The following is a 23,849-nucleotide window of genomic DNA, read 5'->3' as shown; positions in this document are numbered from 1 at the left end:
AACACACAAAAATAGGATTGAGAATCATCTCAATCCTATTTTTTTATGCTTTCTCTTTTTTTATGCTTTATGGCTCCCCGTCTCCTCAATCTTCTACTGGTTTAGCGTGAGGAAGATAGACAGTCACGCGTGTCCCATGTTCTGGTTTTGAGGTCACCTCGATTCTTCCCTGATGAGCTGTTACTAGTAATTTAACTAGGGCCAACCCTATACCGGATTGGGAGTATTTTGTTTTTTGTCGTGAGTCATCAATTTTATAGAACCTCTCCCAAATATTATTTAATACTTCTTGAGACATACCGATTCCGGTATCAATAACTGCTATAACGCTATAGTCATTCTCACTACTTAAGGTAAGGGTTATCGTTCCATTCTCCGTAAATTGGATGGCGTTTTTTATGATGTTAACCAAAATCTGCTTCAGACGATCATAATCGGCATAGATTTTTTCATTAGGATTCAGTAACGTCACTTTGATTTTATCTTGCCGTTCAGCGGCTATTTCGCTCATCAGCATTTGAAGATCGTTCAGTAGTTCGGCTCCATTGATCTTCGTTTTAGTTAACGTAATCTGATTGGCTCTGATTTTTTCATAATCCAAGTTATCATTAACGAGTCTAATCAACCGCTTCGTTTCGCTAGACATCAGTTGTAAGCTCCGTCCCCGCTTATCTGGCGGGATCATGTCATACTCTAAGCCCTCTATCAATCCAATCATCGTCGTCAATGGCGTTCGCATCTCATGAGCAACATCCATCATAAATTGGTTTCGCAAACTTTCTTGTCTAGTGATTTCTTGATTGGAGATCTCGAGAGCCTGTGTCATTTGATTGAAATTATCGCTCAATTCCCCTAATTCATCTTTCCGATCTGTCGGTAGCCTAACAGCATAGTTTCCTGTCTTTATCTCTTCAGTGGCCTTTTGGATCGTACTGATTCGTTTAGTGAAGTAGCGGGCAATCAAATAGCTGAACAATACCCCGAATAACAATACAATCGAAAAGACTAAAAAAATGAGATTTCTGATTGCCTGTTGTTCATTTCTCAAGTCACTGACAGGTGAACCGACCATAATGAAACCATTGAACGTGCCTTCAGTAAATACAGGATAATAAACATTGACCATTTGAACATTAGAACCTGGAAATTCTAAGGGGTGGTGTCTAAGAGAAATGGCTCGATTCTCCTTCAACTGTGCAATATCCTCTTCACTGAGTGAACTAACGAAGTTACCCGACATCTGAGGATAGATCAATTGATTATCTGCAGAGAAAATAGCAAACCGTACGCCGTTAGCTTGAAGTAAGGTGAAACTTTGCTCTATCTCAGTCAGGTCCATATCATCTGACACAATCGTCTGCGCATAGCCCAATAGTTGTTGGGAATAATTATCATAGATTTGATTGGTAAAAAAGCGGTAAGATAACCAGCCACCAAGCACTATAGTGATGATAATGGCTGATAAAAATGCGACCAATTGTTGATAAAAAAGTTTCATACCCTCAAGTCCTTAGTTTTGTTTTAAAGTACTATCATCAAATTTATAACCAACACCCCAAACCGTTTGAATCACATCGGGACCAGCAACAGCTAACTTTTGCCTTAATTTTTTGATGTGGGCATCAATAGTTCGTTCTTCACCGTAATAAGGTTCTCGCCAAACAGTATCTAGTAAGTGTTCCCTCGAGAAAACTTGCTTTGGATGTTGCGCCAAAGTGACCAGTAACTCAAATTCCTTAGGCGTCAAATCCTTGATCTCTTTATTATATAAACGGACCTCTCGTGTATTAGTGTTGATCAATAGATTAGTCGTTTTAATATCGTATGAGCCACTATCAGTCGGTGTAAGCCGCCGCACAAGCGCTTTGATCCTTGCAATAACTGTCAACGGACTAAACGGTTTAGTCACATAATCATCGGCACCAATCTCAAGTCCAATTACTTGATCACTTTCAGAATCTCGTGCTGTTAACATGATGATTGGTACTTTAGGATCGATCTCGCGGATCATCCGGCAAATCTGCATGCCGTCTAGCGATGGGAGATTCAGATCCAATAAAATCAAATCATAATCTGAAGGATTTTTTTTGAATGCATCATATCCAACCTGCCCATCATGAATAAACGAAGCAGTCCAATGTTCATTCTCAAAAAACATCCCCATCATTTCGCATACTGCTTCATTATCTTCAATCATTAAAATGTTCATGGCTATTTAGCTCCTCTACTAATATTGTTTCTTCTTAAAAGTATTAACATTCATTCGACTACTTCAAGCCTTATTATCACTAGCGTACTCCAAGCTTTGGTTTATCACAACTAGTTTCTTAGGATCTATAGCCTAATTTAACGTTAATTCACTGTAGCTCTTCAATACTCCTTTAGTTTAACGGAGTACTTATCCCAATGCTATTCTTTGGAACAAGTCCTTAATAGGAAACAAAAAAAGACTACCTTTTCAGGTTAGCCTTTTGTCGATTTCATGATGACTTACTTTGTTTTAGCTTGGTATTTTAATCCAACAACTCATTCAAGTCGCCTGAATCTGGCAATGTTTCTTTTTTCTTAGGTTCGAGTAAATCTACTGTATTAACGACTAATTCAACGACATACACTTCTTGATCATCTTTATTGCGATAATGTCTTGATTGTAGTCTCCCATCAACTGCTATTTGATGTCCTTTTCTGACGTATTGGTTTACCATCTCAGCTGTTTTTCCCCATGCTACAAACGGAATGAAGTCAGCATTTTGTTCTTCTGACCCGCGTATTTTGCGGACTGCCAACACATTGTTCATCACTGTTGTGCCTTGAGGGGTCACTTGTGTGCTCACGGGACGAACAACTCTACCTGTTGCTGTATAGCGATTCATTTGATTACCTCCTAAAGAATTTCCATACCTTAATCACTAGCACGCGCTATGCTCGTGATTCTTTATATAGGTATGTCTACTTTAAGAGATGTAAATTGTTTCCTAACTGATGAGATTTATTAACCACTCTACCTAAAAATAACTACTATTCATCAATTTATCTTTTCGTCTACTGATCTATTTATCTACCCATTTTTCGCATTTTTGTTAAAGTCAGAGCTACTCTTCTTTTCGATTGCTTTCGATTGGAGTTTCTCAGCAAACTCGTTTATCTTTCTAAGACGATGATTGACACCAGATTTCGAAATAGGGCCATCACTAACATACTGTCCTAGTTCGCTCAAACTCACATCGGGCCGCTCTACTCTTGCTCTAGCCATATCAGCCAACTTTTCTGGCATTGAATCAATCCCAACTTCTTGGTCGATATATTGGATATTTTGGATTTGCTTAGCAGCAGCTTTAGCTATTTTATTGAGGTTCGCCATTTCACAGTTAACCAAACGATTAGCCGAATTCCTCAGATCTCTAACGATACGGATATTCTCAAACTTGAGTCTAGCACTCGTTGCGCCTATAAAAGCTAAGAAATCTGCGATTTTTTCTGCTTCTTTGATGTAGACGATGTAGCCACTACGCCGTTCGATACTCTTGGCTGCAAAATGATTGTTATTGAGGATCTTTTCGAGATCTTCATTATGTTCTTCATAATTGGAATAGATTTCTAAGTGATAGCGACTGCTCTCAGGATTGTTGATCGAACCCGTTGCTAAAAAAGCCCCTCTAAGATAAGAACGACGAAGCTCCTTATCATCAATCAGTCGTTTGGGAATGTGTGGGTTGATACTCATGTTATCCATGATGGAAAGATCATTCAAAATTTCCTGTGCTCTTTTGGTAATTCGAACGATATACACGTTATTCTTTTTTAACTTCATCTTGCGTCTGACCAGTAATTTACTATCTACCCGATAAACATCCCGTAATAAGGTATAGATCCGTCTTGCAATCGCTGCATTCTCTGTTTGGATGTTCAGTATCATCTGTCCTTGATACAAACTGATTGCACCGTTCATACGGATGATTGCTGCTAACTCAGCCTTAGCATGAGCTGGATGGACTTCTAAATGTGTCAATTCAACTTTTGTTTCAGATGCAAACGACATTGATTTCACCCCTTTTTATCACATTCCTGCTTATCTTGTGTGTTCTTATTTGTTCTTAGCACTTTGGATAATCCGCATCAATTCATCAATGACTTTTTGCCCGTCGTGGTAAACCCCACCATTATTGATATCTAAGAAGTCAGCAGAAATAACGCGACAACCTTCTTGTCTTAATCCCTCAAACTCATAGGTGACTTGATAGAGGTATTCACCATTTTCAACAGGATTAATATAGGCATCTGGTACTGTTTCAGTATTGACCAGCACGGTATCAATGAATTTTTGCCCCAAATGTTTGTGCAAGACTCTCACATGGTCTGCATCTGTAAAATGTTCTGTTTCTCCCCATTGGGTCATGATATTACAAATATACACGACTTCAGCTGATGTTTCACAGACTGCCTTTCCAAGATTTGAAATCATCAAGTTAGGCAAGATCGACGTATATAAACTTCCTGGTCCTAAAACGACCATATCGGATGCCATAATGGCTTTAATCACATCATCATTGGCAACAGGGTCACTATTATTTTGACGGTCTTTCACCCACACTCGTTTGATGGGTTTGTGGAAAGTAGCGATTTTCGATTCGCCCTCGCCGATTGAACCATCCTTGAATTCAGCAAACAGTGTCAACGGATCATCTGCGGCCGGGAAGACGTGGCCATTTATTTTCATCATCTTGTTCAACAGCAACACGGCTTCAAAGATATTGCCCTTCATTTCGGTCAATGCTGCAATAATCAAATTACCGATGGCGTGCCCTGCAAAGAATTGGTCTTCTGAATCAAAACGATACTGGAAGATATCCTTCATTAAATGATCGAGTTCAGATAAAGCCGTCAGGCAATTCCTGATATCACCAGGAGGCACAACATTGATGTAGTCCCTAATGATGCCGCTACTGCCGCCATCGTCAGCGACCGTGACAATGGCCGTGACATCTGCGACTTGCTTCAGCTGTTTCAATATGACAGGTATACCTGTTCCCCCACCAATAACGGTGACTTTCGGGCGTTTCCTCAAGTGATTATTCTCCACGTAATGCGGCCTCCTTCAAACGTCTTTCATGATCTCTGTGAGTGATCTTGACACGATAGCCATTATCCATCAACTCATGTCCGATCCTCTCAGTCAATGCGATTGAACGGTGTTTACCACCAGTACAGCCTATCGCAATAACGACACCAGATTTTCCTTCTTTTTTGTAGCCTGGTAAACAAACCCAAAGTAGTTGGATAAATTTACGATAGAACTGCTCTGTTTCAGGCTGCTTCATCACATAGTCATAGACATCTTGGTCTAACCCTGTTTTAGGGCGCAGTGCATCAATATAGTAAGGATTTGGCAAAAAACGCACATCCATTACGATATCGGCGTCAATTGGTAAACCATATTTGAAACCGAAAGACATGACATTAACCGTAAACAATTCCTCTTCATCGCGATTATATTCCGTCATAATCTCTTGCCGTAATTCACGGGGCGTCATTTCAGTTGTATCAATGATTTTTTGAGCTCTTGATTTGATTTCTTTCAAGGCTTCACGCTCTGCCGTAATACCACTCATCAAACCGCCACCCTTGGATAGTGGATGGCTACGACGCGTTTCTTTATAACGAGAAACGAGTTTATCATTGCTGGCTTCTAAGAATAATATTTTAGTTGTGACAAAGGATGTATTATCTAGATTAGGGATCACCGACAAAATCTCATCGAAGAACGCCCGAGAACGAAGGTCAATGACCAGACAGATCTTAGTGACCTTCCCTGATTCCTTGATCAATTCCCAAAATTTAGGTAGTAAGGACGGTGGCATATTATCAACACAAAAATACCCCATGTCCTCAAAACTTTGCATTGCGACGGTCTTGCCCGCACCGCTCATACCGGTGATCACTACTAATTCTAATGTTTCTACCATTTGATCATCACTCTTTCTCACTCTTTCTTACGGGACATCACGGGACATCGCCTAAGCTTCATAAGTTACTTTCTTTTTTCCAGAACACTATATCAGACCCATTATAGCATACCAAGGTAGTTTGTAGGTCTTATGGCGGATGTGTTTATAGACAGTTTACCCTAGTGACATTAATTGCGGGTTTTGCTAGACTTAAACCGACAACAGACAGTTTACCATCAGCTAACAGACTGTAGCATTAAGAGCACTCTTTCTGATAAGATAGGCTCTTCTGAGAAAAAGGGGTAACGGATTATGACACGTGTTTTTGTGATAGAAGACGATGACAGCATCTTGCATAGTATCATCAAGGGTCTACAGAAGTGGGATTACACCGTTGGCAGTCCAACAGTCTTTACAGATATCATGCCAAGTCTTGTCGCCTTTAAGCCAGATTTAGTCCTGATCGATATCAAGCTTCCTTTTTACGATGGCTACTATTGGTGTCAAGAAATTCGAAAGAAATCCACAGTCCCCATTATTTTCTTATCCTCGCAATCTGAAGCCAAAGACATTGTAATGGCAGTCAATCTTGGCGCAGACGACTACATAACAAAGCCTTTCAAGATGGCAGTTTTGATTGCCAAGATTCAAGCTGTCATGCGGAGAAGTTATGATCTAGCACCTGAACAGACCAATGAATTAGTCTATGGTTCTGTGATTCTCAATCTACTGGATATGACACTTTCTTACCAACAAAAAGAACTCGTATTAACTAAAAATGATTTTTGTATTCTGAAAACACTATTTTTGGACCCTGGTCACCTGGTATCACGCGAATCATTAATGGAGGCTCTATGGGACAGTGATTACTTCATCGATGACAATACACTAACCGTCAACGTCGGAAGGCTCCGGAAAAAACTCAGTAGCATTGGCCTTAGTGGTTTGATCAGAACCAAGAAAGGAATAGGCTACGGCCTGGGATCACTATGACTAAAATGATCGTTACCACTCTAATCTGTTGGGTTACTGTTGCTTTATCAGTCTTCACGTTAGTTTACTTCTACAACTTTCAAACAAATGCTATCGGATATGTATTATTACTTGGATCCGTATTTTTCCTGATTTTGTTAGGAGGTGTTGCTTTAATAGAACACCGTCGTCAACACAAACTGATCACTCATTTTTATGAAGAAGACAAGCACATAGTGACTGATGACTTAACTCTCACCACCAGCGAACGATTTCTTCTCACACAATATCGCCAACTCTATAATGAGACTGAAAAAAATGAAGAAGAACATCAAGATATCAGACAAGAAGAAGAACTCTACTATACTAATTGGATCCATCAGATCAAGACCCCAATCGCAGCCATCCAGCTTCTATTGGATGATCTTCCAAATGACTCGGTTAAACGTTCCATTATGAACGAACTGATTCGGATAGAGGATTACACGCAATTCATTTTGACCTACCAAAGGACTTTGTCCTTTAACCATGACCTCCACTTTGAAGTGATTGAATTAGACAGTATTATTCGCCAAGCACTGAAACGGTATCGCACCTTCTTTTCTAAAAAACAATTGACACTCGTATTTGAACCTAGTCATCAGCAAGTTGTTAGTGACCGAAAATGGTTACAATTTGTGATTGATCAACTTTTGAGCAACGCCACTAAATATACGCCTAAAAATGGCAAAATAACGATTTCATGGTCCAATAATCAACTTCTCTTATCTGATACGGGTATTGGTATCTCAGCAGCCGATCTCCCACGAATCTTTGAACGTGGGTATTCAACCCGTGAAAAGGATAAGGCTTCTGGACTAGGACTCTATCTCTGTTTTGAAATCTGCCAACAATTAGAACATCATCTCAGCATCTCATCAACCATCGGATCAGGAACCACAGTGGCTCTCACTCTAAAATGATTACGACAGGGTTGTGAGTAGAGTTGTGAGTAGTTTTATGCTAAAACAGGTCATGTCCAATGTGACAAAAATGTAAGTTTATCTGCCGAAAATGACACCTTAAGTTAAGGTAAGTCGTTTTCGGTCTTCTTATAATAGAAGCATAGTTAATAGAAGTAACGTAACAGTGGTTATGATCGTTGGCTTAGCCTTTTATAAGACCTAAGCTATCCCTATCGATCCTAAAGCTGATAAAAACGAAAGGATGATTATGATGTCATTATTGACAGTAGAACACTTAGCAAAAACCTATCAATCTCGTTTAGGAACCCAGAAAGTTACGGCACTGAAAGATATCAATTTTGAAGTGGAAAAAGGTGAGTATGTCGCCATCATGGGAGAATCGGGTTCTGGTAAAAGTACCCTCTTGAATATTCTCGCAACCCTCGACCGTCCTACAACAGGACATGTTTACTTAGACGGGCAAGATATTGAAGCTATTAAGCCAAAAGAAAGAACCCGATTTAGAAGAGAACAACTCGGATTTGTCTTCCAACAGTTCAATTTATTACCAACTTTGACAGTTGAAGATAATATTGCTTTACCTCTTGTTCTAGCCAAGAGACCGGCGAACGAGATTTTGAAACATGTCCGCATCAGTGCTCAAAAATTGGGGATAGCAAATTTCCTAAAGCAATACCCTTACGAAATTTCTGGTGGGCAACAACAACGTGTCGCAGTTGCACGATCGTTGATCACAAACCCATCACTGATTTTAGCAGACGAACCAACTGGTGCCTTAGATTCTAAGTCGTCTATGACGTTGCTTCAACTGTTTAGCGACCTCCATAAGAATGGACAAACAATCGTAATGGTCACTCACAGTACAGAAGCGGCTAGCTATGCTAATCGTGTCCTCTTCATTAAAGACGGTGCGATCTACCACCAATTATACCAAGGAGACGACAAGCAACCTGTCTTTTATCAAAAGATAACTCAAACGCTTTCTGTGATGGCAGGAGGCGCGGCACATGTTCTCTAAACTGACTTTTAAACTTGCCTATAGGAATCTCATTCAAAATAAATTGTTCTATTTACCATTTCTACTGATCAGTAGCCTTTTATATGTGAGCTTCTATCTCTTTTTGACCTTAGTCACTAATAAAGATATTACCTCATTGCGGGGTGGCGAAACGATCGCAACAACATTAAGTCTAGGCATCATTGTTGTTGGTATCATTTCTCTCATTATTTTACTTTACGGCGATAGTATTATTATGAAAAATCGTCAAAAGGAAATCGGACTCTATCGTGTCTTAGGACTTGAAAACCATCACTTACTACTGATGACATTTAACGAACTGACAATGGTCTATATCACTATTGCAATCTTATCAACAGGAATCGGTGCTTTGCTACAACAACTCTTCTACAGTTCGTTGCTTGCAATAGTCGGATTACAACCACAACTCTCCAGTCATTTTTCGTTTCTACCTGTCATTATCACAGCAGTTATTTTCTTAGGGTTCTTCTTTGTTCTTTGGCTCTTTAACTTAGTCTCACTCGCTAAGACCAAACCGCTGACCCTACTGAACGAATCGCAAGCGGGTGAAAAACGGCCGAAGTTCTCTTGGATCATTTTAGTAATTGGTTTAATTAGCATTAGCGTTGGTTACTACATTGCTGTTACCATCAAAGATCCAATTACAGCCGTTATGACCTTTTTTATAGCCGTCTTGCTCGTTATCTTAGCTACCTACTGTCTCTTTACTAGTGGGACGATAGCCTTCTTAACTAGGGCGAAACGTCATAAAAACTTTTACTATCGTCCTCAATCGATGATAGCCATCAGCAACCTTCTTTTTCGAATGAAGAAGAATGCTGCTGGTCTAGCCAGCATCTGTATTTTGAGTACGATGACAATCATCACAATGTCGATGGTCATATCACTCTACTTTGGGACAGGAAGTTATATGGAAAAACTATACCCTACTGATTTCTTGATTCAACCTTCGGCACTTGCCAGTACAGACGAGAACGGCGAAACAGTCACCGCAATTGCACCGCCAGATGGTAGCCGTTCCTTTCAAGAAAAACTACTCTCGACTTATGACTTTGAGCCAACTGATAAAATTGAGGCCCATTATAATACAGTCATGACCCAAGAGAGCAACAAACCAAGTAATGCCTTAACACAATTATCATTCTACTCAGCAGAAGATGACCTCCAAGAAATCTATCATAAGCCATTTTCGGTCACTTACGTGCTCGACCAAGAAACATACAATAATCTTTACCATCAATCGATTCAGTTAAATGATGACCAAATAGGCTACTGGGTCAATGGACAAGATCAAGCTGAAAATGTTGGTAATCTTACAATCGATGACCAAAGCTTTACAACCACAGCCGTCCGTAAAGATCCAATGACCTTAATTCCGGATGAAACAGCCAGCATCAGTCAATATTCTGTCGCCATAGTCGTCAATAATACCGATGCCTTCTTTAAGAAGCTACCAAATCGGATGGTAGATAATCAATTCTACACTGGTTTTAATAGTAATCTACCAGAAGATAAGCAAATTGAACTCTATGAAAAAGCTACGAAGATACATGGTGATGACGTCGTCATTTCCAGCAAGTACGACTCATCTAGACAATACCTAAGCTTCAACGGCGGGATATTCTTCATTGGAATCTTGCTCAGTATCATCTTTACGAGTTGCCTAATTCTAGTGATCTACTACAAACAAATCAGCGAAGGCTACGAAGATCGTGCAAACTTCTCTATCCTACAAAAAGTCGGAATCAACGATAAGGATATCAAGACAAGTGTTCGCTTACAAGTATTACTCATGTTCTTCTTGCCAGTTGTGACTGCAATGATCCATACAGCCTTTGCTTACCCGATGCTTCATAAAATATCACAACTGTTGATGGTAACCGATGTCACAATTCTACAACTGAGTATCATGGGTACCATTGGCACTTTCTTCTTAATTTATATGGTCGTCTATTGGCTCACATCCCATCAATATACCAAACTGGTGACACGAGCAACTAATTAATAAAAATTCGGCGACTTACGCCAATGCTGACAGTTAACGAATAGTCTTTCATACCATAATTAAAGAACCTTTATCAGTTAAGGCAACTGCCTTTCCAGATAAAGGTTCTTTAGTGTTACATGATAATTCTATTGGCTACAGCACTGATTTCATACATGATTCTCTGTCTAGAGCTTCAAGCAAGGTGCTACAATTAATTGAATAGCTCGCTAAGAGAAGCTTCATAAGCTTGCAGTTTCTCAGTTGCTTTTTCTTTGGTATCAGCTGTGACACCAATATAGAGCTTCATTTTAGGCTCAGTGCCACTAGGCCTTAATGCAACCCAATCACCGTTTGCAAGGTGATATTTCAAGACATCTGATTTTGGTAACGATAGTGGTGTCGTTTTACCAGATTTCTCTATGCTAACAGAATGTAAGATGTCACTAACACTTTCAACTTCAACCCCGTTAATTTCAGTCAGTGGTGCTTCATGGAAGCTAGCCATCAATTCTTTCATTTTGACAAGACCTTCACTACCTGGGAATGTCTTCGCAATGGTTTTTTCTAAATGCACCCCAAAACGATCATATAGATTATCAAGAGCATCAGCTAATGTCTTACCCTTTGCTTTTTGACCTGCGGCTACTTCAGCTAAGAGTAAACTAGCTTGTAACGCATCTTTATCTCTCACAAATGGTTTGATCAAGAAGCCATAACTCTCTTCATAACCAAATAGAAACTCATGGTCATGTTCTGTTTCAAATTGATGGATTTTTTCTGCAATAAATTTAAATCCAGTTAAGACATTGAACATTTCTACACCGTACGATTCCGCAACTGCTGTTGCTAATTCGCTTGATACGACTGATTTGACTACTGCACCATTTGCTGGCAAGTCATGTTGTTCTTTTTTAGCACGTAACAAATAGTCTAACAAAATAGCACCGATTTGGTTTCCTGTTAGTAATTGGTAAGCCCCATCTGGTTTACGAATCGCCACACCCATACGGTCAGCATCAGGATCAGTAGCAATCAAAACATCTGCATTGACTTCAGTCCCAACCTTTTCAGCTTCTACAAAAGCTGGTGCATCTTCTGGGTTTGGTGATTTAACAGTTGTAAAATCACCATCTGGATCTTTTTGACTAGCAACATAATGAACACCAGTAAATCCTGCATTGGCAAAGACTTTTTCCATCAAGTATTGTCCAGTCCCATGAAGGGGCGTATATACGATTTTGATATCGTGGTGTTCTTTGATCACGTCTTTATTCACGGTGACTGTTTTTAGTTTATCTAAGTAGGCTGAATCAATCTCGTCATCGATAAATCGGAATAGAGAGCTTTCAGCAAGTGTTGCATCTTCCACAACTGGCACATCAAACAAATCGACCTTGCGAGCTGCTTCCGTTACGATATCTGCTGCTTCAGGTGGTAATTGACCACCATCTGCCCCATAACACTTATACCCATTGTACATTGGTGGGTTATGACTCGCAGTGATCATGATACCTGCTTCTGTTTTTAATTCTCTAACCGCAAAGCTTAACTCAGGAGTTGGTCTCAAACTACTAAAGACATAAGCTTTGATTCCTTGTGCTACTAACACCTTGGCAGATTCTAATGCAAATTCTCGTGAATGGTGCCTAGAATCATATGAAATCACGACGCCTCGTTGTTTAGCGGCTTCGCCTCGTCCAACGATCAAAGTAGCTAATCCAGCAGTAGCCTGACGGACTGTATAAACATTCATTCTGTTAATACCAGGTCCCATCACACCACGCATACCAGCTGTACCGAAGCTCAAAGGACTACTAAAAGCTTCTGCTAAGTTTTTTTCATTCTCTTTCAGCGTTACCAACTCTGCTGAAAGGTCTGAATCTGCGGGCAATTTACTTTCCCAAACTTTGACACTTTCTTGCCATACCATCTCTATCCCCACTTTCTCATGATTCATTTCTTACTACTTATTACTACTTCTTACTACTTCTTTAAACAACCCACTCTTCATCCAAACCAACCAACAATCAAACTAAGTAACAATCAAACTAATCACTAGTCTGCTAATGCTTCAATATAATTATAGGCTTCTTGACCAGCTTGGCCTCCATCACCTACTGCTGTTGCAATTTGTCTTAGTGTTTTTTGGCGAACATCACCCACAGCAAATATACCAGGGATTTTAGTTGCCATGGTATCATCCGTAATAATCCAGCCTTCATCATCAGTAATACCTAGTTCTTTAAACGGTTCAGTAACTGGCAATAATCCCACATAAATGAAAACGGCAGCAGTATCGACTACTGATTCTTCTCCCGTTTTTTTATGTTTCAGGCGAATTCCAGTCACTTTTTGACCATCACCCAACACTTCAAGTGGTATCGTATCCCAAACGAAATCAATCTTTTCATTTCTAAAAGCTCTGTCTTGTAAGATTTTTTGGGCTCTTAATTCATCACGACGATGGACAATTTTGACAGACTCTCCAAACTGCGTCAAATAAGTTCCTTCTTCAACGGCAGAATCTCCTCCACCAATTACGACAATTGGTTGACCTTTAAAGAATGCCCCGTCACATACAGCACAGTAGGAAACACCGCGACCTGCATATTCTTCTTCGCCAGGGATTCCTAATTTACGATGGACAGATCCTGTTGCAATGATGACTACCTTTGTCGTGAAATCTTTTTTCCGTGTTTTGACTTCTTTATAGTCGCCATGGTCAATTACTGTTTTTACCTCACCGAATTGATGTTCGGCGCCAAATTGCATGGCACCTTCATACATCTTTTCAGCCAAGTCCGGCCCGTCGATGCTCGCAAAACCTGGATAGTTTTCTACCTCAGCTGTATTGAGCAATTCTCCACCTGGAACACCCTTTTCCAAAATCAAGGTTTTCAAGTTGGCGCGCGAGGCATAAAGTGCAGCAGTCATACCTCCGGGACCAGATCCAATAATAATGACATCATAATCTGTTACAGTCATTCGATTCTCAACTTCCTTTCACTCTCTAACACTCTTTAGTAGTAGTCTATACTACCAGAAAACGTCATTTTTAGCTTGCAGAATGACTTTTACTTCAACAGGTCACTAAACAGGTCACTATTTTTTGCTCTTTGGTTCAGTTTTTTTATCTTGAGCAGTCAAATCGCCGGCTAATTCTTTGATGTAATCTCTTAACCTATCTTTTACTTCTGGATGGGTTAATCCATATTGGATGCTTGTCTTCATATAGCCAAATTTATCGCCAACATCGTACCGTTGTCCTTTGAACTCTGTCGCAAAGACACGTTGTGTTTGGTTCAATTTGTCGATAGCATCTGTTAATTGGATTTCACCACCAGCACCTGGTTCTTGTTTTTCTAGTAATACAAAAATTTCTGGTGTTAATAAGTAGCGCCCAATGATGGCTAAATTGCTTGGTGCCTCTTTTGGATCAGGCTTTTCAACAAACTTTTTAACGCTATACATATTGTCTCCAACATGTGATTCAGGATCAATAATGCCATACTTAGACGTTTCTTCTTGAGGCACCTCCATAACTGCGATATTGGAGGCATGTGTTTTTTCATGACCATTGATCAATTGTTTTGTCAATGGTACTGGCGAATCCATCAAATCATCACCAAGCATTACCACGAAAGGTTCATTGCCAACAAAAGCTTTTGCATGTAAAACAGCGTCTCCCAATCCCTTAGGATAAGATTGACGAACGAAGAAAAGATTGATACCAATATTAGTTGTATCTTCAACCAGTTTTAATAACCCGGTTTTTCCTTTTTCCTTCAAGTTTGATTCTAGTTCAATATTTGAATCAAAATGGTCTTCGATTGGTCTCTTTGATTTCCCAGTAACGATTAAAATATCTTCTATACCCGATTTCAATGCCTCTTCAACGATAAATTGGATTGTTGGTTTGTCCACGATAGGAAGCATTTCTTTTGCCATCGCTTTTGTTGCTGGTAAAAATCTTGTTCCTAAACCTGCTGCTGGGATCACTGCTTTTCTTACTTTTGCCATTTTTATTTACACCTATCCTTCTTTTAATGTTTGCTCTGATTTTGGATCACGATTCATCAATTTTGCAATACCCGCCTTAATATCTCCTCCTTCATAAAGGACGTGATATAAAGCGTTAGTGATGGGCATTTCTACACCGACTTCTTTGGATAATTCGTAAACTGCCTTAGTAGTCGATACTCCTTCAACGACCATCCCCATATTTTTTAAGACTTGGTCAAGAGGTTCCCCCTGACCTATAGCGTAACCAGCACGCCAATTTCTAGAGTGATGACTCGTACAAGTCACAATCAAATCGCCAACGCCACTGAGTCCAATAAAGGTCAGCGGATCAGCACCCAATGCACAACCAAAGTCATTGATTTCAGATAAACCTCTGGTAATCAATGCAGCTTTGGCATTATCGCCATATTTGAGACCGGCCAAAACACCTGCTGCAACCGCAATAACGTTTTTTGCAGCTGCTCCAATCTCTACACCGATGACATCCGGATTAGTATAGATACGGAAATAGTCGTTCATCAATAAGTGTTGAACCTCTTTTGCCGCCCCTAGATTTGAGCTAGCAGCTGTGATTGTGGTTAAATCTTTGACAGCTACTTCTTCCGCATGACTCGGGCCACTCAAAACAACGATGGCTTTATATGATGAAGGCTTTAATTCCTCCTCCAAAACAACCGATATCCGTTCATGTGTCTGTAACTCTAGCCCCTTACTAGCATGAATGATGATTGGGTCACTTGTTAGTAACGGTGCAACAGCTTTTGCAACAGGACGTATAGCTTTAGTTGGTAAAACAAACAACACAAAATCAGCCCGATCTAAAGTTTCTTTTAGATCAGTTGTTGCTGAGAGTGTCTCTGGTAGTAGCGTATCTCCTAAATAATGGTGGTTGGTGTGCAACTGGTTGATTTCTTCGACTTGCTCAGGTTTATTACCCCAAAGCACGACTTCATGGCCGTTTTCGTCCAAGACTTTTGCCAATGCAGTCCCCCAGGAGCCAGCCCCCAATACCGCTATTTTCTTAGGCATTTGCTTCCTCCTATAATAGTATAGTAGTGATGACCCTCTTTATAATATCGCTATATTATATGGATTATCAACTGTTTGATAGTAAATGTATGTATTCTTTTTCTTGTATCTGTATATAAAGCTGATGATACCTACAAAAAGGATAACAAGTGATACAATTTGCGAAACTCTTAAGCCGGTAGAGAAGAAATACAGACTATCTGTCCTAAGCCCTTCAACAAAGAAACGACCGAAGCCATACCAAATCAAGTAAAATGAGATTTGGTCGCCGACCCTTAGTTTCATACTGGAATACCGAGCTATCAATAAGAGTATAACTCCTAGCAAGCTCCATAATGATTCATATAGAAAAGTGGGGTGATAGTACACACCATCAATGTTCATTTGTTGGATAATAAATTGTGGCAAGTGTAGACTTTCCAAAAACGCACGTGTCGTCTCTCCACCATGAGCCTCTTGATTAATAAAATTACCCCAACGACCAATTGCTTGTGCCAACAACACAGCCGGAGCTGCAATATCTAACAAGACGAGCATCGAAGCATTATGATGCCGGCAATATAGCCCAAAAACAAGTGCACCAGCTATTAGACCACCATAAATAGCGATTCCTCCTTGCCAGATTGCTATTATTTCAGTCGGATGCTGTAGGTAGTATGGTAATTCAAAAAGGACATAGTAAAAGCGTGCCCCAATAAAGCCAAAGGGAATGACCCAGTATACCAAGTTCACTATAAAGTCGTCTCTATACCCCTTATTTTTTGCCTCAACATCACACATCTGAACAGCAACCAGTATCGCTATTGCGATGATGATACCGTACCAATGGACTGGCCACCCAAAAATTCTGAAGGCAATTGGATTAATAACTCCTAACATATCTTAGCCTCCATTATGATTTTTTAGACTGTGGTTCGGATTGTTTATCAGATTGTTTATCAGCCTGTTTAGTGGCTTTCTCTTCAGATAGTCGATCAGATTCCGTATTGGTTTCAATCAGTTTCGTCAAATTATTATTGAACGTTACTGAAGAATCGTATCCCAACAGGTTCGATCGGAAATTCATTGCCGCCACTTCGATAATGATGGCAATATTTCGACCAGGTTTGACAGGAATCGTCAGTTTTTTGATATCAATATCAAAAATACGTTCAACTTCCGCCTGTCCGCCCAAACGATCATAATTCTTATCTTTATTCCAATTCTCTAAATGAATCAACAAGTCAATTTGCTTGTTTTCCCTGATAGCTCCGGCACCAAATAACGTCATGACGTCTACGATTCCGATGCCTCTAATTTCCATGAGATGAGCCAAAATAGCGGGTGGCTCTCCCACGATGCTTACTTCATCTTTTTGATATAATTCTACGCGGTCATCCGCCACTAATTGGTGTCCCTTTTGCACAAGTTCAAGCGCTGTTTCGGATTTTCCGACACCACTTTCACCAGTGATCAGCACACCAATCCCAAAAACATCTACTAACACACCATGCCGTGATAACCGTTGTGCCAATTGGCTTTCCAAAAAGTTAGTCATATTCCCTAACACACGTGTCGTCCGATGACTACTCCGCAAAATTGGAATATGCGCTTTTTCGGCTGCTGCAATTATTTCATCATCGATATCAAGATTACGAGCTACAATAAAACATGGCGTATCCTCTTGTGCCATATGGTCATATATATTCTGACGCTCTGCCACAGTGATACCCCTCAAGTAAGTCCATTCCGTTTTCCCAAACAATTGGATTCGGTCATGAGGATAAAATTTGAAAAATCCCGTTAATGCTAAACCAGGACGTGCAATCTCACTTGTTGTGATATGCCGATTTAGGTAGTCTTCCCCTTGGTACACAGTTAGTCCACCATTATCGACAAGTTGTTGAACCGTTACAAAATCGGCCATAACTTACCTCCATTTTAGTCATTGATCATTCTTATTTTAACACACTTGAAATGCTATAAAAATCAAAAAAGAGCTGAGAAATCAACTCAACTCTTTCATAACTGATAGTTGCGGATTGAACGAATTCAAGGCAACACCTTCTTGGCATCTATTTACCATAAAATAGTCTTTCTGCAAACTGTTGGATCATCGTTAATAAAATACTTACGATAAACGCTGCCCAAAATGATGAGAATGAAAATTGTGGCCCCATCAAACTACTGACAATAGTCAACACAATGGCATTAATCACGAAACTAAAGATTCCAAACGTGATGATTGTCAGTGGTAAAGCAAAGATATGGAGTAACGGTTTTACGGTCACATTCATCAATGCTAAAAGAAAACTAGCAAATACTGCCGTAGGTATCGAGGCCACCATAAAATAGGGTTGCAATAGCCATGACAATATCACAAAACCTAGCGCATTGACCGCTATTTTTTGAAAGAACCCCATTAAAAGTCACTCCACTCATCATCGACATCGTCTGACTTGTCTTCGTAGTCATCAGCTTTTTTGGCTTTCTTCCGTTTAGACTTGCCACGGCGATCATCTTCAGGCATGATAATCGCCAAAATGATATATAACCAAATTGATGATCCTCCTGCCAAACCAAAGACGACGAACAAAACTCGTAAAAGCGTCGCATCAACATTGAAATACTCGGCGAATCCACCGATAACACCTGATATTACTTGGTTTGTACTTGATTTTGTTAATCTTTTCTTACTCATAATATACCCTCCCTTGAACGGTACTTTAACGTGCTGGTTTTAACTTGATAGTTTTGGTCTAATCGACCTGACTGATCTAGTCAATCTTACTGATCTTATTGAACTTATTAATCTTATTAATCTTACTAATCTAATTAATCTTCTTTACTATCGGAAGACTCATTGTCATCTTTATCATCACTAACGACAGTTAAGTCGGCCTTGTTCTTTTCCTTTTCTGGAGCCACAAATCCTTGGTCAGTTTTCTCAGGGAGATGATTGCTTGTTGGATCAACGAGTGGATCACTAGTTTCACCAGCGTTTGGTTTATCTACAGGTTCATCTGTCGTTTTGTCGATTGATTCAACCTTGATATTACCAAATTGGGATTCTAATGAAGCAGTAATTGGTTCCGTTTCAGCGTTTATCGTCACCAAGGCCACTTTAGAGCCTGTAGCTGTTGTTTCGTTTTCGGTCACATCGACCGCCTCACCATCACCAATGAATGGGTGAGAGATTTTACCGACTTTTGTAGTCGCCTTGAAATTGACTGCTGGAAAATCAGCATCAACCCACAAGATATTTCCGGTCATCGTCTTCACAGTCAAAGATTTTAATGACTTTCCAAGTCTGAATTTAGCGTTCCCAGTTTTTGTTTTCAAGATCAATCCTGAGATATCGCCATCTATTTTTGCGTTACCAGTGCCATTTTTAATCACGGCATCACGATAAGAAGAGGAAAAAATCCCAGTATTTCCAATACTATGGTCAACTTCTAACATCGTACCATGAAGGTCTTTCGCTTTAATATCACCTTGTTTTACCTTGAGTAAGAAGTCTTGCCCCTTCAAGTGCTCAGCTTTGATATTACCTGTGATGACTTTCAGTGATACATAGTCAAAGTTAATCTCTGGTACATAAACAGTTACTTCTGCAGCGATATATGCGTTTGAAAAGTGGAATCGTGTTTGTTCCTCATCTAAAACTACCGTTGCGTCCGTTATGATTTTTTCTTCAAGTTCTGATTGTGTAAATTGTCTTAAAGGACGATACAATACGACTACTTTGTATGTTCCGTCATCACTTGGATTGATCGTCAAGTCACCTGTTGCAATCTTAACATCTAATACACTGGCATCTACATCTGCATCATATGTCTTAGTCACCGTATGGAAGACATCACTCTCAGTCGTTTTTCTTGGTTTTGAGGAATTGAATCGTTGTCCAAATTCTTGGTTAACGAAATCGACTAAGCGGTTCGCATATTTTTGAACCGTTGCTGAGGCTTCCGGAAGCACATCATTGACGGCTCCAACGACGTCATTTTTGATTTTTTGACCATCAGTCTTTTTGACTTTCTCTTTGACCTTATTAATAGCCTCTTCAAACTGACCCTTTTCGACGTCCTCAACATGTTCTTTCGCTTCATCTCGTTCAGCAGTTAAAACTTCAATCTCCTCTTTGAGACTTTCAATTTTATCCTCTAATGCACTGATCTTCGCCAAGTCTTCACCAGTGAGATCTTCATTAGCTGCTAACTTTTCGAGCTTAGCTACTTTACGTGCTAGCTTTTCACGACTTTTCTTGATTTTTTGATCGGTCGCATCTACCTTGACAGAATAGCTCGAAATTTTATTTAGTACTTTTTCTAAAATATCGCTGTCTGAACCTTCCGAATTATCTGAATCTTCAGAGATTGTTACACCTGTATCTGCTTTAATTTTTTGTTCTGTGCTTTCTTCTTCTAATAGGGTTATAGCATCTTCTTTAGTGATGATGCCTTCTTTAACGAGTTTCATTACTCTCTCTTTATCAACCATATCAATCGCTCCTTTATCTGCGCCTTTGGTTTTTCCTATAGTCCTATTATGCAAAAAAGAAGGTCTCAATACATGGTCCTAGAGATGTATCTTCACTACATCTAAGTAAGTAATGGTTTCAAATAGTGACCTGTATAGCTTTCAGCTGATTCCGCAATTTCTTCAGGTGTTCCTGTCGCAACAATTGTGCCACCCTTAGCACCACCCTCAGGACCAATATCGATAATATAATCTGCTGATTTGATGACATCCAAATTATGTTCGATCACGATCACTGTATTTCCGGCGTCTACCAACCGTTGTAAGACACTCAATAACCGCTTGATGTCTTCGGCGTGTAGTCCTGTAGTCGGTTCATCCAAGACATAGATTGTATTACCCGTCGCGATACGTTGTAACTCACTCGCTAATTTCATCCGTTGCGCTTCACCACCAGATAAGGTCGTTGCTGATTGGCCTAATTTGACGTAGCCTAAACCAACATCGACGATGGTCTGTAACTTGCGTTTAATCTTCGGAATCGAAGAAAAGAAGTCTACAGCCTCTTCCACCGTCATATCTAAAACTTCTGCGATGTTCCGTCCTTTATAGGTTACTTCTAACGTTTCAGAATTATAGCGATTACCATGACAGACATCACAAGGTACATATATATCTGGTAAGAAATGCATTTCAATTTTTAAGATTCCGTCGCCACGACAGGCCTCGCAACGACCGCCTTTAACATTAAAACTAAAGCGTCCTTTTTGGTATCCTCTGAGTTTTGCTTCATTTGTACTTGCGAATAACCCTCTGATATCATCAAACACACTGGTATAGGTAGCAGGATTACTCCTTGGCGTCCGTCCAATTGGAGATTGATCGATGTCGATGATTTTATCGAGGCTTTCATAGCCTTTTAACTCATCATAAGGACCAGGTTTTACAGTAGAGCGATTGATTTCTTTAGCTAGAGCTCGTTTCAGAACAAGATTGACCAGTGAACTTTTCCCCGAACCTGAAACACCTGTCACACAGATAAACTTCTCTAATGGAAAAGAAACCTTGACATTTTTTAAATTGTTCGCTCGAGCACCTTTTAAGGTAATAGCTCCTCCATTTGCTGTTCGCCGCTTACTTGGAACAGCAATTTTCTTTCTGCCAGACAAATAAGCTCCTGTCAGAGATTTAGGATTTGCCGCTACTTCGGCAGGGCTCCCAACTGCAACGATATGTCCACCGCTCTCGCCAGCACCAGGGCCAACATCAATCAGATAATCTGCTTGTCGCATGGTATCCTCGTCATGCTCAACGACAACCAATGTGTTTCCTAAATCCCTCATCATTTTTAAGGATGTAATCAAGCGATCATTATCTCTTTGGTGTAAACCAATAGAGGGTTCATCCAATATATAGAGAACACCACTAAGGTTAGACCCAATTTGGGTCGCTAAGCGTATCCGTTGTGCTTCTCCACCCGATAATGAACCAGCTACACGACTGAGGGTCAAATAATCCAGTCCGACATTAATCAAGAAAGACAGACGGTCATGGATTTCTTTAATGATTGGTTTTGCGATTTTCTCCGATTGTTCACTAAAATCTAGACCATCGATCCATTTCAAAGAATCTCCTATTGATAAATCAGACACTTCGCCAATATGTTGCCCACCAACCTTGACGCTTAAGGCTTCTCGATTCAATCGATACCCATGACAAGTCGGACAAACCGATTCGGTCATATACTGGCGCATTACTTTACGAGTGTACTCGCTATTAGTTTCTAGATAGCGACGATTGACATTGGTTGCGACACCCTCAAACTGAATATCCCTAACGGACTCCTTACCGAAACCATTCGTATAGCTAAATTTAAACGTCATATCGCTACCATTTAACAACATATCTTGTTGCTTTTGCGTCAATTTATTAAAGGGCTTATCTGGGTCGATTTTAGCGTTCTTTGCAAAAGCTGCTAACATGGTCGGATAAAACTGACTGCTGATTGGTTGCCAAGGCGCGAAAACTCCTTCATTAATCGATAACGTCGGATCAGGAACGACTAGATCAATATCGACATTCAGTTTGCGGCCTAGGCCATCACAAGTCGGACATGATCCAAATGGTGCATTGAAGGAGAACAAGCGTGGTTCAATTTCACCGATTGAAAAACCACAAATCGGACAAGCATAGTGCTCACTGAAGATAATATCTTCGCCATCCAGAACATTTGCGATGGCATAACCGTCAGCTTCCCTCAAAGCTGTTTCAATAGAATCAAAAAGGCGACTCCTGACCCCGTCTTTGACAACTATTCTATCCACGATGATCGAAATATCGTGCTTTTTGTTTTTTTCTAACTCAGGTACTTCTGAGACATCATATGGTTCATCATCGACCATGACCCGGATATAGCCCTTTTTCTTTATTTTTTCAAATAATTGTTTGTGTTGCCCTCGTTTTTTACGGATGATTGGGGCTAATAATTGAATCCGACTTCGTTCTGGTAATGCTAGTACCTTATCGACCATCTGTTCAACTGTTTGACTTTCAATTGGAGTCCCATCATTTGGGCAAATTGGAACACCCACTCTGGCATAAAGCAGCCTCAAAAAGTCATTGATTTCTGTAACAGTCCCTACTGTAGATCGTGGATTGTTGCTGGTTGTTTTTTGATCGATAGCAATGGCAGGACTTAACCCATCAATACTGTCGACATCTGGTTTATCCATTTGACCTAAAAATTGCCTAGCATACGTTGACAAGCTTTCAACATATCGCCGTTGCCCTTCCGCATAAAGCGTATCAAAGGCTAGCGAACTCTTCCCTGAGCCGGACAACCCAGTGACGACCGTCAAACTATCACGTGGTATTGTGACATCAATATTCTTTAAATTGTGTGACCTTGCACCATGAACTATGATTTTATCTTTTGCCATACTAAACTCCTTTGACACGAATATATGTTCGCTTAATTATAGCATACTTTTCCAAATTGGCGACTGTCTATATCAGGTGTTTCTTTCCATTTATAACACCATACCACATAGATAACATTATGGATAACATTAGAGTACATATATGATATTACAATACATATATGACATTACAGTACATATATAACATTACATAGACAATATTTCTCATCGATAACGTCATTCATTGTACTATTAGTGATTAGCGAATGAAAGATTTCTGATTTGTCTAGTCTTAAAATTAAGATAGAAAAAAGGAGTTGTGAAAAAATCACAACTCCTTTTCATATTTAAAAACATTATACATGAGACTAGGTTTTATAGATAGCTTTCATTATTACTAAAAGCTGAACGCTTGAGTAACAACCTCTATCCTTAAACGGTGTTCCTGAACCAGCTTTTTCGGTAATAAGTCAATCCATCTCGAAAATTTAAGTTCCTATTTTCGGATGGCTA

The 23,849-nt window shown here is 39.9% G+C and carries 20 protein-coding genes; 4 read left to right on the top strand and 16 right to left on the bottom strand.

Annotated elements, in window-relative coordinates; translation table 11 throughout:
- Positions 1–85: 85 nt before the first annotated feature.
- From H541_RS0107935 to rapZ, 6 genes are all read right to left on the bottom strand, one after another.
- Positions 86–1,498, bottom strand: a complete 1,413-nt coding sequence (locus H541_RS0107935) for a sensor histidine kinase (RefSeq protein ID WP_022796791.1) — start codon at positions 1,496–1,498, stop codon at positions 86–88.
- Between the two features lie 12 nt (positions 1,499–1,510).
- The gene (locus H541_RS0107930; RefSeq protein ID WP_022796790.1) at positions 1,511–2,209 is read right to left on the bottom strand and encodes a response regulator transcription factor; all 699 of its coding nucleotides are present in this window, start codon (positions 2,207–2,209) and stop codon (positions 1,511–1,513) included.
- Between the two features lie 304 nt (positions 2,210–2,513).
- Positions 2,514–2,873, bottom strand: coding sequence for a single-stranded DNA-binding protein (locus tag H541_RS0107925; RefSeq protein ID WP_022796789.1), 360 nt, complete (start codon positions 2,871–2,873; stop codon positions 2,514–2,516).
- 185 nt (positions 2,874–3,058) lie between these two features.
- Positions 3,059–4,039, bottom strand: a complete 981-nt coding sequence (gene whiA, locus H541_RS12025; protein WP_022796788.1) for a DNA-binding protein WhiA — start codon at positions 4,037–4,039, stop codon at positions 3,059–3,061.
- A 45-nt stretch (positions 4,040–4,084) separates the two neighbouring features.
- Complete coding sequence (locus H541_RS0107915; protein ID WP_022796787.1) at positions 4,085–5,080, bottom strand: gluconeogenesis factor YvcK family protein; 996 nt, start codon at positions 5,078–5,080, stop codon at positions 4,085–4,087.
- Entirely contained in the window at positions 5,070–5,963 is an 894-nt protein-coding gene (gene rapZ, locus H541_RS0107910) for an RNase adapter RapZ (RefSeq protein WP_022796786.1), read from the bottom strand. The genes H541_RS0107915 and rapZ overlap by 11 nt, the downstream gene beginning before the upstream one ends.
- Positions 5,964–6,257: 294 nt before the next feature.
- Between rapZ and H541_RS0107905 the strand changes: the two genes are divergently transcribed.
- The 4 genes from H541_RS0107905 (at position 6,258) to H541_RS0107890 (ending at position 10,926) form a co-directional block, all read left to right on the top strand.
- On the top strand, positions 6,258–6,938 hold the full coding sequence (locus H541_RS0107905; protein WP_022796785.1) for a response regulator transcription factor: 681 nt from the start codon (positions 6,258–6,260) through the stop codon (positions 6,936–6,938).
- On the top strand, positions 6,935–7,879 hold the full coding sequence (locus tag H541_RS12020) for a sensor histidine kinase (RefSeq protein ID WP_022796784.1): 945 nt from the start codon (positions 6,935–6,937) through the stop codon (positions 7,877–7,879). Before H541_RS0107905 ends, H541_RS12020 begins: the two co-directional genes overlap by 4 nt.
- Positions 7,880–8,132: 253 nt before the next feature.
- The gene (locus tag H541_RS0107895; protein WP_022796783.1) at positions 8,133–8,900 is read left to right on the top strand and encodes an ABC transporter ATP-binding protein; all 768 of its coding nucleotides are present in this window, start codon (positions 8,133–8,135) and stop codon (positions 8,898–8,900) included.
- Positions 8,890–10,926, top strand: a complete 2,037-nt coding sequence (locus H541_RS0107890) for an ABC transporter permease (protein ID WP_022796782.1) — start codon at positions 8,890–8,892, stop codon at positions 10,924–10,926. The genes H541_RS0107895 and H541_RS0107890 overlap by 11 nt, the downstream gene beginning before the upstream one ends.
- Before the next feature lie 193 nt (positions 10,927–11,119).
- On the opposite strand, the gene H541_RS0107885 is transcribed toward H541_RS0107890, so the two are convergent.
- From H541_RS0107885 to uvrA, 10 genes are all read right to left on the bottom strand, one after another.
- Complete coding sequence (locus H541_RS0107885) at positions 11,120–12,838, bottom strand: phospho-sugar mutase (protein WP_022796781.1); 1,719 nt, start codon at positions 12,836–12,838, stop codon at positions 11,120–11,122.
- Between the two features lie 125 nt (positions 12,839–12,963).
- The gene (gene trxB, locus H541_RS0107880; RefSeq protein WP_022796780.1) at positions 12,964–13,893 is read right to left on the bottom strand and encodes a thioredoxin-disulfide reductase; all 930 of its coding nucleotides are present in this window, start codon (positions 13,891–13,893) and stop codon (positions 12,964–12,966) included.
- A 117-nt stretch (positions 13,894–14,010) separates the two neighbouring features.
- Complete coding sequence (galU, locus tag H541_RS0107875) at positions 14,011–14,928, bottom strand: UTP--glucose-1-phosphate uridylyltransferase GalU (RefSeq protein ID WP_022796779.1); 918 nt, start codon at positions 14,926–14,928, stop codon at positions 14,011–14,013.
- Positions 14,929–14,940: 12 nt separating this feature from the next.
- Complete coding sequence (locus tag H541_RS0107870) at positions 14,941–15,960, bottom strand: NAD(P)H-dependent glycerol-3-phosphate dehydrogenase (RefSeq protein ID WP_022796778.1); 1,020 nt, start codon at positions 15,958–15,960, stop codon at positions 14,941–14,943.
- A gap of 39 nt (positions 15,961–15,999) precedes the next feature.
- Positions 16,000–16,839 carry a prolipoprotein diacylglyceryl transferase gene (gene lgt / locus H541_RS0107865; protein ID WP_022796777.1) on the bottom strand — a complete coding sequence of 280 codons (840 nt, stop codon included), beginning with the start codon at positions 16,837–16,839 and terminating at the stop codon, positions 16,000–16,002.
- Positions 16,840–16,852: 13 nt separating this feature from the next.
- Complete coding sequence (gene hprK, locus H541_RS12015) at positions 16,853–17,866, bottom strand: HPr(Ser) kinase/phosphatase (protein WP_022796776.1); 1,014 nt, start codon at positions 17,864–17,866, stop codon at positions 16,853–16,855.
- Between the two features lie 148 nt (positions 17,867–18,014).
- Positions 18,015–18,362, bottom strand: coding sequence for a phage holin family protein (locus tag H541_RS12010; protein ID WP_022796775.1), 348 nt, complete (start codon positions 18,360–18,362; stop codon positions 18,015–18,017).
- Entirely contained in the window at positions 18,362–18,640 is a 279-nt protein-coding gene (locus tag H541_RS0107850) for a PspC domain-containing protein (protein ID WP_022796774.1), read from the bottom strand. The genes H541_RS12010 and H541_RS0107850 overlap by 1 nt, the downstream gene beginning before the upstream one ends.
- A gap of 134 nt (positions 18,641–18,774) precedes the next feature.
- The gene (locus H541_RS12005) at positions 18,775–20,439 is read right to left on the bottom strand and encodes a DUF4097 family beta strand repeat-containing protein (protein ID WP_022796773.1); all 1,665 of its coding nucleotides are present in this window, start codon (positions 20,437–20,439) and stop codon (positions 18,775–18,777) included.
- A gap of 101 nt (positions 20,440–20,540) precedes the next feature.
- On the bottom strand, positions 20,541–23,357 hold the full coding sequence (gene uvrA, locus H541_RS0107840; RefSeq protein ID WP_022796772.1) for an excinuclease ABC subunit UvrA: 2,817 nt from the start codon (positions 23,355–23,357) through the stop codon (positions 20,541–20,543).
- Positions 23,358–23,849: the final 492 nt, after the last annotated feature.

It is taken from the genome of Bavariicoccus seileri WCC 4188 (genome assembly GCF_000421665.1).
GTDB lineage: Bacteria > Bacillota > Bacilli > Lactobacillales > Aerococcaceae > Bavariicoccus > Bavariicoccus seileri.
The sequence above is the reverse complement of the archived record's forward strand: the minus strand, read 5'-3'. Positions and strand labels throughout refer to the sequence as shown.